Genomic DNA, 14623 nt, shown 5'->3' with positions numbered 1-14623 from the left:
GAAGCCTCTCGGGAAATATGCAAATGGCGGGCCCGCTCGCGGGGCCCGCCATCTATGATGTGTCGCGTTTATTGCGACTTGGACTTGCGCGCCTCGATGATCGACAGGTACGCGTCGTGGTCGATCGGATCGAAGCCCAGGCTTTCGCCGGCCGAGATCGAGTAGGTGCAGTCCTTGTCGGTCTCGTACATGCCGTCGACCAGGGCGACCATCGTCTCTTTCACGTCCGCGGGCAGCGACTTGCGCAGCACGATCGGGCCTTCCGGGATCGCCTTGGACTTCCAGATTTCCACCAGGTCGTTCATGTCGACAAGACCCGCATCCACGGCCTTGCGCAGCGCGCCGGAGTTATAGCCGTCTTCCCAGTTGCCCTGGCCGTCGGCCCAGGTCACGCCGGCGTCGATGTCGCCGTTGTTGACCGCAACGATGGTCTGCTCGTGACCGCCGGTGAACTTCACTTCACCGAAATAGTCGCCGGATTCCATCGTGATCTCGTCCGAGCTTTGCGGGATCTCGATCGACGGGATCAAATAGCCCGAGGTCGAGTTCGGGTCACCGAAGCCGAAAACCTTGCCCTGCATATCTTCCAGCGAGGTGATGCCGCTGTCCTTGCGGGCAAAACCGATCGAATGATAACCGTAAGAGCCGTCGAGGTTGATCTTGACCAGCACCGGCTCGACCGCCTCGGGGTCCTGCAGATAGGTCGCGGCATAGCCCGACGCGCCCAGCCACGCCATGTCCAGCGTGCCGCCGACAAGGCCCTGGATCACACCGGCATAGTCGGCCGGGGCAAACAGCTTGGTTTCCACGCCCAGCGCTTCCTCGGTGTAGTTCTTCAGGCACTCGTGCGAGCTCAGCCGGTCCTGGGCGTTTTCGCCGCCAAGAATACCGATGCGGAACTCTTCGATTTCCTGGGCCATGACAGGCGCGGTCATGGCAGTGGTGGCCGCAAGGGCAGCAATCAGTTTCTTCATCTTGGTCCTCCAGTCGGGTTGTTGCCACCGGCCCCCGTGACCGGCGTGCAGATGAATTTCAGGGTCGTAGGGTCAGGCAATCTCGCGCTCCGGCGTTTCGATCGCGGTCGAGGTCGCGGCCTCGGAAAAGCCTGCGTCGGCGCCATAGATGTCGCGCGCCACGCCGGTGGTCAGCTGTTCGGGCGTGCCGTCGAACACCATCCGCCCGTCGCGCATGCCGATCACCCGGTCACAGTACTTGCGGGCCGTATCCAGCGTGTGCAGGTTCGCCACCACGGTACGGCCGTCTTCCTCGTGGATGCGCCGCAGGTCGTCCATGACCAGCTGCGCGTTCATCGGGTCGAGGCTGGCAATCGGCTCGTCGGCCAGCACAATCTTGGGCTCCTGCATCAGCGCCCGCGCGATGGCGACGCGCTGCTGCTGGCCGCCGGAAAGGGCTTCCGCCCGCTTCGGCGCGTGCTCGGCAATGCCCAGCCGGTCGAGGATGGCGATGGCGCGGTAGATATCGGCCTGCGGGTACAGGTTGAACATCGTCGCAAAGGTGGACCGGCGATTGAGCGTGCCGTGCAGCACGTTGCTCACCACGTCCATGCGCGGCACCAGGTTGAATTGCTGGAAGATCATCGCGCAATCCGACTGCCACGCACGCTTCTCGGCACCTCGCAGGGCGGTCACGTTCCGGCCCTCGAACACGATGCTGCCATTGCTGGCATCGGTCAGCCGGTTCAGCATCCGCAGCAAGGTCGACTTGCCTGCCCCCGACCGGCCGATAATGCCGATCATGGCGGGTCTCTCCACGCTGAACGTGATGTTGTCCACGGCCTTGTGCTGGCCAAAAACCTTCGTCAGCTTGGTAATCTCAAGCACGCTCATGTCCCCCGGTCGTTCGGCGCACACCTACGCAGGGTTTCAGAAGCTTCTGTGACGCTGCGGTAAAACTTTTGTAACGCGCGCCGGTCCGCGACACTTTGCGCGCCCATGCTGCATCGCGGCGGAACGCTTGCATTGCGCCCTGCGCGGGCGTATCCCGAAATCATGGCACGCGCATCCACACGTCTGAAGTCCAGCGACTGGCTCTCCGCCGGGCTCGATGCGCTATCCGAACTCGGCCCGACCGCGCTCAAGGCCGAACCGCTGGCGGTGCGCCTGGGCGTCTCGAAGGGCTCGTTCTACTGGCATTTCCGCGACGTGCCAGCCTATCACGACGCCCTGCTGGCCGCGTGGCGCGACGACAGCATCGCCCGCCTGCCCGACCTGATGAATGACGGCGGCACCGAGGTGGCCCGCCTGCGCAACCTCGCCCAGGCGTTTGCGGCCCCCGACGCCACCGAACCCGCCCTGCGCGCCTGGGCCAATTCCGACGACATCGCCCGGGCCGCGGTCAACGATGTCGACGACGCCCGCCTCGCCGCGCTGCAGAACCTGCTCTCCGAGGTCGGCATCGACAACCCAGAGATGGCCCGCATCCTCTATGCCTCGGCCATCGGCATGACGTCGCTGGGCAATGCCAGCCCGGCGGATCATATCAGCGCCATAGGCTCGCTCGTCGACCTGGTGCTGGCCCTGCGGTGATGCGCGGCCTGCTGACGGTGCCCTTGGTGGTGTCCCTGGTGAATTGCAGCGGCGATGAAACCCTCTCGGGCCACGGCGCGGCGGACAAGACGTGGCAGCTCACGGAAATCGACGGCACCGCCTTCGACGCGACTGCCACCATCACCTTCCCCGAGGAAGGCAAGATCGTCGGTGAGGCGCCCTGCAACCGCTACTTCGCCGCGCAGCTGCAACCCTACCCGTGGTTCGAAGCCGCCGAGATCGGCACCACCCGCCGCGCCTGTCCCGAACTTGACCGCGAGACCGCGTTTCTGGACGCGCTCGGTGCCATGAGCCTCGCGGAAGTCACCGAATCCACGCTGATCCTCAGCACCCCAGAGGGCCGCGAGATGATCTTCCGCGCCGTCGATTGAGGCTTGCCGGATAAAAAACGCCCGCGCCCGAACAGGAGCGCGGGCGATCATTCTACATGGTTACTGCATGCTTTCTGCGGTCACCTTATAGATCGTGCCCTCATCCGTGGCGACATAGAGCGCGTTATCGGGCCCCATGGCAAGACCACGGAATCTCTCTGAAAAGCCAAGCGGCATCCGCGTGATGGTGTTGATGCCCATGCCATCATCCGTGAGGCTGATCATGTCGATCCTGGACCCGATCGGCGTGTCACCGAACCCGATTCCCATGATGCCGACGGCCAGGCGACCCTCGTAGATGCCCCAGTTTTCCCCTGTGAGAAACGCGGCCGACCCGGTGCCCTGAGAAAAGCCGTTGTTGTTCCACGACGGCGGCATCAGGTCATCAAACCGCGTGTCGCTCATCGGGGTGTAGGCCGCGCGGATCGCCGGGTCCATGCCTTCCGTCTGGTTCGGCTCGTAGCCACAGTACTCATCCGGGCACTCGCCCCGGCCACCCGTGTTCTGGGCAGGATCCCATCCGGCATTGCCACCGTTCACAAGCGCCGTGATCTCGTCGTTATGCCAAGGCCCGTGCTCTGCGGTGAAAGCTCGGCCGTCGCTCGGGCGGAAATCGATTCCTTGCACGTTCCTGTGCCCGTAGGTGTAGATGCGCGGATCATAACCTTCGGGGGGATTGTTGTCGGGATGGGCATTGCCGTCCCCGTCGATCCTCAGGACCTTACCGCAAAGCAGTTCGCCATCCTGCGGACAGATCCCCCTGTGACGATCACCACCCGTGACCCAAAGAAATCCATCCGGTCCAATGCGGAGCCTCCCGCCGTTATGCGCGCCCGGCCCGCCAAAGGGCTGATCGGAATCGAACGGCTTGTACTGGATATCCATAACGATGTCGGTTCTGTCGGACACGCTTGTCAGGTCATCGCTAACCGTGAACTTCATCACGATGTTGCCGTCACACCGCTCGAAGTTGGTCTTGCAGCCATCGCCGTGATACTTGTCCGATGTCGAGTAGAGGTAAAGCGTGCGGTTTTCCGCGAAATCGCTATCCGGTGCCACGCCAAGCATACCGGCCTGCCCTTCGCAGAAAAGGTCACTGCCGGTATCCGCGTAGCCTTCGGTATCCTTCATGCCGTAGAGCGCATTCACGGTTCCATCCGGCGTTCTGACCGAAAGGCCATCGCATTTTTCGGTGAAGAACATCGTGCCGTCCGGCAGAAAAGCCATGTCCCAGGGGGCGTCCAACTCCTCCAGGACAGCCGATGGCGTAATTTTCGGTACGTCCATCGCTCCGTCGTTTCCCTGCGCAAATGCAGCGGGTGCCGCGGTCGTCACAACGAGTGCCGCGACGGCAGATAAAAGCCGTTGTTCCATGGTAGTCCTCCCATTCGTCTATTTTTTTCGTTTAGAGTGTATGATGCTCGGACGAACACAACTTAAGCGTCAAGAAAAATCTCGGTTATGGCGGAAACTGTACCGCATGAAAGTCGGTGGGCATGGATCGTAGAAAACGGCGGCATGACCGGCACGGCACACCCGCGTCAGGCCAGCGCGTCGACCAGAACGGCGTTCAGTTCCGAGCCTGACCGGCGTAGCACTGCCAGTTCCTGAAACGCGTCCGACTGCCAGAATGCCCGCGCATGAGCGCGATCGGGAAATTCCAGGATAAAGGCCGCGTCGGGCAACGCACCCTCGCCCTCCAACCGCTCCGGGTTACCGCCCCGCACCAGGAACCGGCCCTCATGCGCCGCCACGACGTCCGGAATCCTGGCGAAATACGCCTCCATCCAGTCCCGGCTATGAATCTCCATCTGCCCGATCACGTATGCCGCCATGGCCCTGCCCTCCGTCCGATCCGCCAATCCTAGGCCGCACGCGGCAGCACGCGCAATGCCACCGGCGCGCCGCACGGTTGTTCTCGGGCCCCTCAACCCCCAAATGACATCCAACAGATGAAAGGCCCCGCCATGCGCTATTCCGTCCTCGATCTCGCCCCCGTGCCCGAAGGCCACGACACCGCGACCGCGATTTCCAACAGCCGCGATCTGGCCATCGCGGCCGAGAAGATGGGCTATCGCCGCTTCTGGCTGGCCGAGCATCACAACATGCCCGGCATCGCCAGCGCCGCCACGTCTGTCCTGATCGGCCATATCGCCGAAGCGACGACCACCATGCGCGTCGGCGCGGGCGGCGTCATGCTGCCCAACCACGCGCCGCTCACCATCGCCGAGCAGTTCGGCACGCTCGCCACCATCCATCCCGGCCGCATCGACCTTGGCCTCGGGCGCGCGCCCGGCGGCGACATGTCCGTCGCCCGCGCCCTGCGCCGCGGGCTCGAGGCCGACCGCTTTCCCGATGACGTGGTCGAACTCATGGGCTACTTCGCCGATGCCGATCCCGCCGCGCCCGTCTCCGCCCATCCCGGCCAGGGCACCCACGTGCCAGTCTGGATCCTCGGCTCCAGCCTCTACGGCGCGCAACTGGCCGCGCATCTGGGCCTGCCTTATGCCTTCGCCTCGCATTTCGCGCCCGACGCGCTCGATCAGGCGCTCGAGATCTACCGCACCCGCTTCCAGCCCTCGGCCCAGCTCGACCGGCCCTACTTCATGCTCGCCGCCAACGTCTTTGCCGCAGACAGCGACGCTGAGGGCGCCTACCTGCGCACCTCCATGCAACAGGCCTTCGCCCGCCTGCGCACCGGCCAGCCCGGCAAACTGCCCGCCCCGGTCGAGGATATCGAGGCGGCCATCGGCCCCCAGATGACCGACGGCGTGAACCACGCCTTGCGCGTCTCCGCGACCGGGTCGCCTGCGACCGTCCGCGCCCAGCTTGCCGCCCTAAAGGACCGCTACCAGCCCGACGAGATGATCCTGACCGGCCAGATCCACGACCACGCCGCACGGATCAACTCGTTCCGCATCGCCGCCGAGATCCTGCACGACATGACCACCGCCGACGCCGCCTGAGAGCGGGCCAGAGTTTTAAGCCGCGCGATTGCCAGACCGCCCGGACGGGCTGGCGATCGCGCGGCGGCCTACGGCCTTGAGTCCGCGCGGTGCACGATCGGCCACTTGCCGAATAACCGCTCTTTCACCGCTCCGCCACCTGCTCCAGCCGCCGGATCAGCCGCGCCCGCGCCTCTGGCAGCGGCTTGTGCCCCATCTCCGGCGCCAGGTGGTTCATCAGGAAATACCCGGTCACCCCTAGCCCCTCCAATATCTCGCCATCGCCGCACACCCCCTCGCCCAACAGCGGCGCGGGCAGCGGCAACAGCTTGTCGGCCCACTCACCGGCCCCGGCCCGTGACACCGCCCGACCCGTGCGCGGCGAAATGAAACTCAGGTCATTCGCCTGCCGCCCCAGCACCGCGCATTCCGACAGGTCCAGCCCGAACCCCATCTCGTCCAGCAGCGCCATCTCCCACTTCAGATAAGCCAGCGGCCACACATCCCCCTGCCCCAGCAGGTCCAGCAGCGCCTCGGTCTGTCCGTAAAGCCGCCCATGCGCTTCGCGTTCCGGCAAGCAGAACAGTAGCAAGGACGTGACCGCGTTCAGCCCCGCCAGCGCCACCCGGTCCCCCAGCGACGCTGCGGCGCGCGACCGCACCGGCTCCACCGTGAACGCGCCCAGGTGATCTTCCAGCCGCGCTTTCCACGTCACGTCGACCTGCCCCCCGGGCTGCAAAACCGGCGCCATCTTGCGCGACGCCCCGCCGCGCACCACGCCCGCATGCCGGCCCTTCAGGGGGGTGAACACCTCCAGGATCGCCGCCGCCTCACCATGCGGGCGGCTGGCCAGCACTATGCCTTCGTCACGCCATTCCATGACACTGCTCCGCCTTCCGAACGGCCATAGGACATCAAAAGATGAACCCTGCCAAGGCCCACCCCGACCCACGGTCTGGAAATCCGGACATGACCGGGGGCCAAAGGTATGCTTATCTGCCCCCGAATTGATTTTACGAAAAGGGGGTTCTGGATGCCATTTTCCACCACCCGCGCCCTGGCGCTGACCACCACGCTTCTGGCCGCCCCGGCGGCGCTGGCCAATGACAATGTCATGGTCGTGTTCGACGGCTCCAATTCCATGTGGGGCCAGATCGACGGCACCGCCAAGATCGAGATCGCCCGCGATGTCATCGACAACCTCCTGGGCGACTGGGCCGACGACCGCAGCGTCGGCCTCATGGCCTACGGCCACCGCAGCCGCGGCGACTGCACCGATATCGAGGTCATCGTCGAGCCCGGCGCGGCCCAGCGCAGCGAAATCCTGGATCGCATCAAGTCCATCACCCCCACGGGCAAGACCCCCCTGACCGACGCCGTGGAACAGGCGGCTACACAGCTTTCGTACACCGACCGCCCCGCCACCGTGGTCCTCATCTCCGACGGTCTGGAAAGCTGCGAGCGGGACCCGTGCGAGCTGGCCCGCGCGCTGGAAAAAGGCGGCGTCGGCTTTACCGCCCACGTGGTGGGCTTCGGCCTCGGCGCGGACGAAGATACCGCGTCTCTCTCTTGCATCGCCGAGGAAACCGGCGGGCAATACATCCAGGCCTCCAACGCCGACGAACTGGGCGCGGCCCTCTCCGCCGTCGCCACCGCCGTCGCCGAACCGGAGCCCGAGCCCGAACCGCAGGCGCCCGAGGTGACCGTCGACGCGCCCGACACCGCCGTCGCCGGCAGCCCCACCACCATCACCTGGGACCCCACGGTGAGCGAGGCCGATTACATCGCCGTCGCCCCCGCTGGCTCCCCCGAAACGGAACTTGGCCAATACACCCGCATCGGCAAGAACACCGAAGTCACCATCGCCATGCCCGGCGAGCCGGGCGCCTACGAGGCCCGCTATTACAGTACCGAGACCAAAACCGTCCTCGGCACCGACCCGGTCGAGATCACGCCAGCCCAGGTCACCCTGCAAGCCGCCGACACCGTCCAGACCGGCAGCCCGGTCACCGTCAGCTGGTCGCCCACCATAAACCCGCGCGACTATATCGCCATCGTCCCTGTCGGCGCCGATGCCGGCACGCTGGCCAATTACCGCGCCATCAACAAGCACGAGAGCTTCGACCTCACCTCCCCCGCCGACCCCGGAATGTACGAGATCCGCTACATCCTCAACGTCGACAGCCGCACCGTCGCCAGCCGGCCTATCGAGGTGGCCGACCCGCAGGTCACGCTCCAGACCCCCGAAACCGCCCTCACCGGCGCCGAAATCCCGGTCAGCTGGTCCGGCACGGTCAACGCCAAGGACTATATCACCATCGTCCCCATGGGCGCGGACGAAGGCACCTACACCAACTACTTCCCCGTCCGCGACGACAGCTCCGGTCGCCTTCTGGCCACTGCCGACCCCGGCATGCACGAGATCCGCTACATCCAGCGCGAAGGCACCAAGACGCTCGCCAGCGCCACCATCGAACTGCTGACGCCCGAGGTCACGCTCAGCGGCCCGGCCACCGCCGTCACCGGCGCGCAAGTCCCGGTCAGCTGGACCGGCACCGTGAACGCCAAGGACTACATCACCATCGCGCCGGTGGGCGCCGATGCCGGAACCTATGGCAGCTATCAGCCGGTGCGCGACGACGACACCGTGACGCTCACCATGCCCTCCGACACCGGCATGTACGAACTGCGCTACGTCCTGCGCGAAGGCCCGCGCGTGCTGGCATCCGCCCCGATCGAGGTGACCAACCCCGAGGTCACTGTCTCCGGCCCTGAAACCGTCGCCACCGGCGCACAGTTCACCGTCTCCTGGACCGGCACGGTCAACCCCAAGGATTACGTCACCATCGTCCCCGTGGGGGCCGACCCCGACACCTTCGGCAGCTACCAGCCCGTCCGCGACGACAGCGAGACGCGCCTGGTCGCCCCGTCGGATACCGGCATGTACGAATTGCGCTATCTCCTGCGCGAAGGCCCCAAGGTCATGGCCACCGCCATGATCGAGGTCACCGAGCCGCAGGTTACCGTCTCCGGTCCCGAAACCGTCAGCACGGGCGCGCAGTTCACCGCCCGCTGGACAGGCGCGGTCAACCCAAAGGACTATGTCACCATCGTCCCCGTCGGCGCCGCGGAGAACGAGTTCGGCAACTACCAGGTCGTCCGCGACAACACCGAGACCACGCTGACCGCGCCCTCGGACACCGGCATGTACGAGCTGCGCTACCTTCTGCGCGAAGGCCCCAAGGTCATGGCCACCGCCATGATCGAGGTCACCGAACCGCAGGTCACAATCTCCGGCCCTGACAGCGCCGCCACGGGCGCGTCGGTCACCGTGGAATGGACCGGCACCGTGAACCCGCAGGACTACGTCGTCGTCGTCCCCGCCGGTGCGCCGGAAAACGAATTCGGCAACTACCAGGTGGTACGCGACGCCTCAAAGGTGGCGCTCACCATGCCCGCCGATCCGGGCATGTACGAGTTGCGCTACCTGATGCGCGAAGGCCCCAAGGTGCTGGCCACCGCCATGATCGAACTGACCCCGCCCGAGGTCACGGTCACCGGCCCCGAACAGATCCGCGCAGGCGACGATATCACCGTGGACTGGACCGGCACGGTCGCCACCAACGACTACATCAACCTCGTCCCGATGGGCGCGGCGGACGACAAATTCGGCACGTACATCTCGGTGCGCGAAGCCACGTCCGCCACCCTCAAGGCCCCGGCCGAGACCGGCCTCTACGAGGTGCGTTACGTCCTGCGCGAAGGCACCCGCGTCCTGGCCCGCCACACGGTCGAGGTGCTGGCCGAGGACGCCGCCCTCAACACCGGCGCCGCCCTCACCGCCCCCGACAGCGCGGCCCCCGGCAGCACCATCGACGTCGGCTGGCAGGTGGACAGCAACAGCGCCGACCAGCGCATCACGCTGGCGCGCGGCAACCAGGCGATCTTCACCTGGCTCCAGGCGGTCAAGATCACCGACGGCGCCACCACCGCGCAGATCGACCTGCCATCCGAGCCCGGCGTCTACGAACTGCGCTTCCTCGACGTCGCGGGGCAAGAGGTTCTGGCCCGCAAGGTCATAACAGTAGAGTAACCACGCCGCGTGAGAGCCAGACCGTCCGAGCGGTCTGGCGGTCCCTTGCCAATATCCCCGCCCGTCCCGGGCTTGACCCGGGACCTCCCTGCTTCGCGGCCACCCGCTGCGCACGTCGCATTAACTGCCGCTTTACCGCGCGCGCCCCGTTAACCCGCCAAAACCGTGAAAAACGCACCGTCGCCATACCACCCGGATACCGACGCGATACCGACGTTCCGTTTCCGCCCAAACCGATCCCATTAACCTTTGTAGGGTGGGTGACAACCCACGCGCCCCGGGGGCGCTAATCCTTCAATCCCGGTTCGTCCAACAGGTGCCGCCCCTGACGGTCCTCCACCTCGACCACCCAAAGATCGGGATCGAAAGACCGCTGTTTCGCCACGGCCTGATCGACGTCCCGCTCGTCCCCCTCGGCCAGCGTAACCCAAGTCCGCGCGCCGCTCATCAGGTCGAAAGAGCGTTGAAAAACAGCCGCTTGCCCATCCAGCGTGTTCAGCTTCACCAGCACCGCCCCGCCGGTGTCATCGCCATGCGCCACCACGAAGGCCGGGATATCCATCAACCGCAGCCGTGCCAGGTAGGCGTGCACCCAGAACTCCGCCGTCAGTCGGCTCATGGCGCCTCCCGCCCCGGACTTCGATCCGGGGCATCTGCGTCAAGGCCGATCACCCGTTCCCGTCCTTGAAATCAAGGCCCATCTCGGAATACCGCTCGGCCTCGTCCAACCAGTTGGGCCGCACTTTGACTTGCGTGAACAGGTGAACCCGCCGCCCCAGGAACTCTTCCAACTCGGTGCGCGCCGCCTGGCTAACCGCCTTGATTGTCTCGCCTTTTTTGCCCAGCACGATACCCTTGTGACCGTCCCGCATGACATAGATCACCTGGTCGATCCGTGCCGACCCGTCCTCGCGCTCTTCCCAGTTCTCGGTCTCCACCGTCAACTGATAGGGCAGTTCCTGGTGCAGCCGCAGGGTCAGCTTTTCGCGCGTCATCTCGGCAGCGATCATCCGCATCGGCAGGTCCGCAATCTGGTCCTCTGGATAAAGCCAAGGCCCCTCGGGCATCTCCTTCGCCAACCACTTGCGCAGGTCCTCGACACCATGCCCCTTCTCGGCGGAAATCATGAAAGTCTCCACGAAATCATGCCGTTCATTCAGTTCCTTGGTCAGCCCCAACAGCACCTCGGACTGCACCCGGTCGATCTTGTTGATCGCCAGCGCCACGCGCCGCCCCTTGGGCAATTCATCCAGCCCGTCCAGGATCTTCTCGACCCCTTCGGTCACGCCCCGATGCGCCTCGACCAGCAGGACGACCACGTCCGCATCCGCCGCGCCGCTCCAGGCCGCGGCGACCATCGCCCGATCCAGCCTGCGGCGCGGCGCGAACAGCCCCGGCGTATCGACGAAGACAAGCTGCGCGTCGCCTTCGATCGCAACCCCCCTGATACGCGCGCGGGTGGTCTGCACCTTGTGCGTCACGATGCTGACCTTCGCGCCCACCATGCGGTTGAGCAGCGTGGACTTGCCCGCATTGGGCTCCCCGATGAGGGCGATGAAACCGGCGCGTTGGGTCATGATGCGAAGCCTTTTGTCATAAGGGCTTCCCCTACCCGATCCGCATGCGCTTGACCAGTTCAGAACACCGCATGGTCGCCCCGCTCCAGCACGATCTCACCCGCCGCGAGCCTTGCATAGAAGTCCCCCAAACGGTCCTGCCCGAATTCCGGCGTGGCGTCAGCATCATAGCATTGCCGGGTGTCATCCCAGACCAGCATAGACTCGGTCGCGTAGTACCGCCCGATCCGCGCCAGCTCCGTCTTGGCCCGGGCGCGCCTGTTTAACCTTCCGGTAACACTCAGTGTGGCAATGATAGCGTCAAGCAAACCCACGGGCACCCGCTTCATCCGGAACGGCACGCCCAGCGAATCGGCCAGCAACCGGCCCTGTTCTTCGGGCGTCAGCGCCGGACCGGGCCCGCCCACCGGCAGGATGCGGTTGTCACAGGCCGGATTCGTCAGCGCGTTCACCAAGAATTGCGCCAAATCGGCGTCGCTTATCGGCTTGCAGGCAGTCAACCGGCCGTCACCGAATGCAAGGTACGGCTTGCCTGCGCGCATCCTGTCCACCTGCCCGGACAGCGATTTGAAAAATGCCGTCGGACGCACGATCACGTGGCACAGGTCCGAGGCCTGCAATTCCGCCTCGAAGGCCAGCTTGGCCTTCTGGAACGCCAGCACCGGCTTCTGCACGCAGATCGCCGACAACAACACGAAACGGCGCACCTCCCGTGCCTTCGCCGCTCGCAAGGCCGCCGCGTTCAGCCCATGATCCACTGCCCACGCATCGCCGGGCGCGCCCGACCGCGACGCCAGGCAACTGATCACCACATCGGCCCCGTGCATCGCCTCGGCCAAAAGATCCGGCGCCGACACGTCCCCGACGACGCACCGAACGCGTTCGGATACCGCCGGGTCCGCGCGACGCAGCGGGCAGATCACATCATGCGCATCCGCCAGCAACGCCTCAAGAACCGCCCGCCCGATCGTGCCGCTCGCGCCCAAAAGCACAACACGCACCGACGCGCCCGAGGGCTTTGAAAGGTAGGCTGGATCGTCTTGCATCAATGAAACCCGGTCATGGCTTGCCAAGACTACACCAAGCCACGGTTGCAAACCAAACGAGGAGCACTCACGGTCGGCGCACCGCTGAAATCCTTTCAAAAAGGATTTGCCAAAAGCTTTCACAAAGCTTTTGGCCCCGCCTTACGCCGCCGCCCCGTCCGTGAACTGCAACCGCGCCAGCCGGGCATACAGCCCGTCCTCGGCCACCAGGCTGTCATGCGTGCCTTCCGCCACGATGCGCCCCTGCTCCATCACGATGATCCGGTCGGCCTTCTTCACCGTGGCCAGCCGGTGCGCCACGATCACCGTCGTACGATCCTTGGCCAGCCCGTCGACCGCCTGCTGCACCGCCCGTTCGCTCTCGGCATCCAGCGCCGAGGTCGCCTCGTCCAGCAACAGCACGGGTGCATCCCGCAGGATCGCGCGGGCAATCGCCACCCTTTGTTTCTGCCCGCCCGACAGCATCACACCGCGCTCGCCCAGGTACGTGTCATACCCCTCCGGCAACGCCATGATGAACTCGTGTGCCGCGGCAGCCCTTGCCGCGGCCTCGACTTCGGAATCCTCTGCGTCGATCCGCCCGAACCGGATGTTGTCACGCGCCGAGGCGGCAAAGATCACCGGTTCCTGCGGCACCAGCGACAGTTCCGCCCGGAAGTCCGGTCGCGCCATCTGATCGAGCGATACACCGTCGAGCGTCACCTGCCCCGATTGCGGGTCATAAAAACGCTGGATCATCTGGATGATCGTGGTCTTGCCCGCCCCGGACGGCCCCACAAGCGCCACCGTCTCCCCGGGTTCGATTACCAGGTTCAATTCATGCAGCGCCGGGGCATCCGGCCTCGTGGGATAGGTGAAGCTGACATTCTCGAAGGCGACGCGCCCCTTGACCGGACGCGGCAGCGTCTCGGGCCGGACCGGATCCTGTACCTCGTCCTCGGCCTGCAACAGCTCCACCAGCCGTTCCGTCGCCCCGGCCGCCCGCTGCAACTCCCCCCAGATCTCCGACAGGGCCGCCACGCCACCGGCCACCATGACCGAGTAGATGACGAACTGCACAAGTGTGCCCGCCGTCATCTCGCCGGCGCGAACGTCCCGTGCCCCGATCCAGAGCACGCAGACAATGCCCGTAAACACAAGGAAAATAACGATAACCGTCATCAGCGCCCGCACCCAGATACGCCGCCGGGCCACGTCAAAGCTCCGCTCCGTCACGTCCGAGAACGCCGCCCGGCTGGCCCCTTCGTGGGTGAAAGCCTGCACCGTCTGCACGTTCAAGAGCGCCTCGGAGGCATTGCCTGAACTGGCCGCGATCCAGTCCTGGTTCTCTCGGCTCAATTTGCGCAGCCTCCGCCCCAGCGTCAGGATCGGCACGATGATCAGCGGCACCAAGAGCAGCACCATCCCGGTCAGCTTGGCCGAGGTGAACAGCATCAGCGCCAGCCCGCCCGCAAAGATCAGCAAGTTGCGAAGCGCGATCGAAATCGACGATCCGATCACCGAAAGGATCAGCGTCGTATCCGTGGTCACGCGGCTCAGGATCTCGCCCGTCATGGTACGCTCGTAAAAGGCCGGGCTCAGCCCGATCACCTTGTCGAACACCGCCTTGCGCATGTCCGCCACCACCCGTTCGCCGAGCCGCGTCACCAACGCATAGCGCAGCCCCGTTCCGATGGCGAGCAGCCCCGCAATACCGACCGCGGCCAGGAAATATCTGTCCAGGATTGCCCCGTCCTCGACCGAGAAATTATCGACCACGCGCCGCACTGCCAAGGGCAGCACCAGCGAAACACAGGCCGTCATCACAAGTGCCAGTACCGCCAATGCCAGCAATCGTCGGTAAGGTTGCAAAAACGGCCAGAGTTCCGACAGCACCCCCATGCGCTTCGACCCCTCCCGCTCGATCATGTCTGCGCCGTTTTCGGCCCGTCTTACCATGGATCCCCGCGCGTATTTTTCGTCCGGCCCTTGTCATGGCCGGGCACGTCGCCGGGGTCAAGGGTGTAACCCCCACGCGGACAATC

Annotated in this window: 13 protein-coding genes; 4 read left to right on the top strand and 9 right to left on the bottom strand. The window is 65.3% G+C overall.

Annotated elements, in window-relative coordinates; translation table 11 throughout:
- Positions 1-68: 68 nt before the first annotated feature.
- Entirely contained in the window at positions 69-974 is a 906-nt protein-coding gene (gene phnD, locus C2I35_RS05590) for a phosphonate ABC transporter substrate-binding protein (RefSeq protein ID WP_103762056.1), read from the bottom strand.
- Positions 975-1046: 72 nt separating this feature from the next.
- Positions 1047-1841 carry a phosphonate ABC transporter ATP-binding protein gene (gene phnC, locus C2I35_RS05585; RefSeq protein WP_103762482.1) on the bottom strand — a complete coding sequence of 265 codons (795 nt, stop codon included), beginning with the start codon at positions 1839-1841 and terminating at the stop codon, positions 1047-1049.
- Between the two features lie 168 nt (positions 1842-2009).
- Between phnC and C2I35_RS05580 the strand changes: the two genes are divergently transcribed.
- Both C2I35_RS05580 and C2I35_RS05575 read left to right on the top strand, forming a co-directional pair.
- Positions 2010-2546, top strand: a complete 537-nt coding sequence (locus C2I35_RS05580) for a TetR/AcrR family transcriptional regulator (protein WP_103762481.1) — start codon at positions 2010-2012, stop codon at positions 2544-2546.
- Positions 2546-2938, top strand: coding sequence for an META domain-containing protein (locus C2I35_RS05575; RefSeq protein ID WP_103762055.1), 393 nt, complete (start codon positions 2546-2548; stop codon positions 2936-2938). The genes C2I35_RS05580 and C2I35_RS05575 overlap by 1 nt, the downstream gene beginning before the upstream one ends.
- A 60-nt stretch (positions 2939-2998) precedes the next feature.
- Here the strand turns inward: C2I35_RS05575 and C2I35_RS05570 are convergent, their stop codons facing one another.
- Complete coding sequence (locus tag C2I35_RS05570) at positions 2999-4225, bottom strand: PQQ-dependent sugar dehydrogenase (protein ID WP_211286113.1); 1227 nt, start codon at positions 4223-4225, stop codon at positions 2999-3001.
- A gap of 254 nt (positions 4226-4479) precedes the next feature.
- Positions 4480-4773 (bottom strand): DUF1330 domain-containing protein, encoded by a 294-nt coding sequence (locus C2I35_RS05565; protein ID WP_103762053.1) that lies wholly within the window; start codon positions 4771-4773, stop codon positions 4480-4482.
- Positions 4774-4905: 132 nt separating this feature from the next.
- Here C2I35_RS05565 and C2I35_RS05560 point away from each other — a divergent pair, with 132 nt between their 5' ends.
- Entirely contained in the window at positions 4906-5904 is a 999-nt protein-coding gene (locus C2I35_RS05560) for an LLM class flavin-dependent oxidoreductase (protein WP_103762480.1), read from the top strand.
- A 124-nt stretch (positions 5905-6028) separates the two neighbouring features.
- On the opposite strand, the gene recO is transcribed toward C2I35_RS05560, so the two are convergent.
- Positions 6029-6763, bottom strand: coding sequence for a DNA repair protein RecO (gene recO / locus C2I35_RS05555; protein ID WP_103762052.1), 735 nt, complete (start codon positions 6761-6763; stop codon positions 6029-6031).
- Between the two features lie 153 nt (positions 6764-6916).
- Here recO and C2I35_RS05550 point away from each other — a divergent pair, with 153 nt between their 5' ends.
- Positions 6917-9976: a VWA domain-containing protein gene (locus tag C2I35_RS05550; protein ID WP_170067130.1), complete on the top strand. Its 3060-nt coding sequence runs from the start codon at positions 6917-6919 to the stop codon at positions 9974-9976.
- A 286-nt stretch (positions 9977-10262) separates the two neighbouring features.
- On the opposite strand, the gene C2I35_RS05545 is transcribed toward C2I35_RS05550, so the two are convergent.
- From C2I35_RS05545 to C2I35_RS05530, 4 genes are all read right to left on the bottom strand, one after another.
- Positions 10263-10595, bottom strand: coding sequence for a DUF1491 family protein (locus C2I35_RS05545; RefSeq protein ID WP_103762050.1), 333 nt, complete (start codon positions 10593-10595; stop codon positions 10263-10265).
- A 49-nt stretch (positions 10596-10644) separates the two neighbouring features.
- On the bottom strand, positions 10645-11553 hold the full coding sequence (gene era, locus C2I35_RS05540; protein ID WP_103762049.1) for a GTPase Era: 909 nt from the start codon (positions 11551-11553) through the stop codon (positions 10645-10647).
- Between the two features lie 59 nt (positions 11554-11612).
- Positions 11613-12599, bottom strand: a complete 987-nt coding sequence (locus tag C2I35_RS05535; protein WP_103762048.1) for an NAD(P)H-binding protein — start codon at positions 12597-12599, stop codon at positions 11613-11615.
- A 141-nt stretch (positions 12600-12740) separates the two neighbouring features.
- The gene (locus C2I35_RS05530; protein ID WP_425442879.1) at positions 12741-14507 is read right to left on the bottom strand and encodes an ABC transporter transmembrane domain-containing protein; all 1767 of its coding nucleotides are present in this window, start codon (positions 14505-14507) and stop codon (positions 12741-12743) included.
- Positions 14508-14623 lie beyond the last annotated feature (116 nt).

Origin of the sequence: Roseovarius confluentis (assembly GCF_002917925.1) — a bacterium.
Classification (GTDB): domain Bacteria; phylum Pseudomonadota; class Alphaproteobacteria; order Rhodobacterales; family Rhodobacteraceae; genus Roseovarius; species Roseovarius confluentis.
This window is presented reverse-complemented; position numbering and strand designations above follow the sequence as displayed.

What these genes read in the sequence shown, in the direction of transcription:
- C2I35_RS05570 (WP_211286113.1), bottom strand. Translation starts at nt 4,225, where the DNA reads ATGGACGTACCGAAAATTACGCCATCGGCTGTCCTGGAGGAGTTGGAC.
- C2I35_RS05535 (WP_103762048.1), bottom strand. Translation starts at nt 12,599, where the DNA reads ATGCAAGACGATCCAGCCTACCTTTCAAAGCCCTCGGGCGCGTCGGTG.
- C2I35_RS05545 (WP_103762050.1), bottom strand. Translation starts at nt 10,595, where the DNA reads ATGAGCCGACTGACGGCGGAGTTCTGGGTGCACGCCTACCTGGCACGG.
- C2I35_RS05565 (WP_103762053.1), bottom strand. Translation starts at nt 4,773, where the DNA reads ATGGCGGCATACGTGATCGGGCAGATGGAGATTCATAGCCGGGACTGG.
- C2I35_RS05550 (WP_170067130.1), top strand. Translation starts at nt 6,917, where the DNA reads ATGCCATTTTCCACCACCCGCGCCCTGGCGCTGACCACCACGCTTCTG.
- era (WP_103762049.1), bottom strand. Translation starts at nt 11,553, where the DNA reads ATGACCCAACGCGCCGGTTTCATCGCCCTCATCGGGGAGCCCAATGCG.
- C2I35_RS05560 (WP_103762480.1), top strand. Translation starts at nt 4,906, where the DNA reads ATGCGCTATTCCGTCCTCGATCTCGCCCCCGTGCCCGAAGGCCACGAC.
- C2I35_RS05580 (WP_103762481.1), top strand. Translation starts at nt 2,010, where the DNA reads ATGGCACGCGCATCCACACGTCTGAAGTCCAGCGACTGGCTCTCCGCC.
- phnD (WP_103762056.1), bottom strand. Translation starts at nt 974, where the DNA reads ATGAAGAAACTGATTGCTGCCCTTGCGGCCACCACTGCCATGACCGCG.
- recO (WP_103762052.1), bottom strand. Translation starts at nt 6,763, where the DNA reads ATGGAATGGCGTGACGAAGGCATAGTGCTGGCCAGCCGCCCGCATGGT.
- C2I35_RS05575 (WP_103762055.1), top strand. Translation starts at nt 2,546, where the DNA reads ATGCGCGGCCTGCTGACGGTGCCCTTGGTGGTGTCCCTGGTGAATTGC.
- C2I35_RS05530 (WP_425442879.1), bottom strand. Translation starts at nt 14,507, where the DNA reads ATGATCGAGCGGGAGGGGTCGAAGCGCATGGGGGTGCTGTCGGAACTC.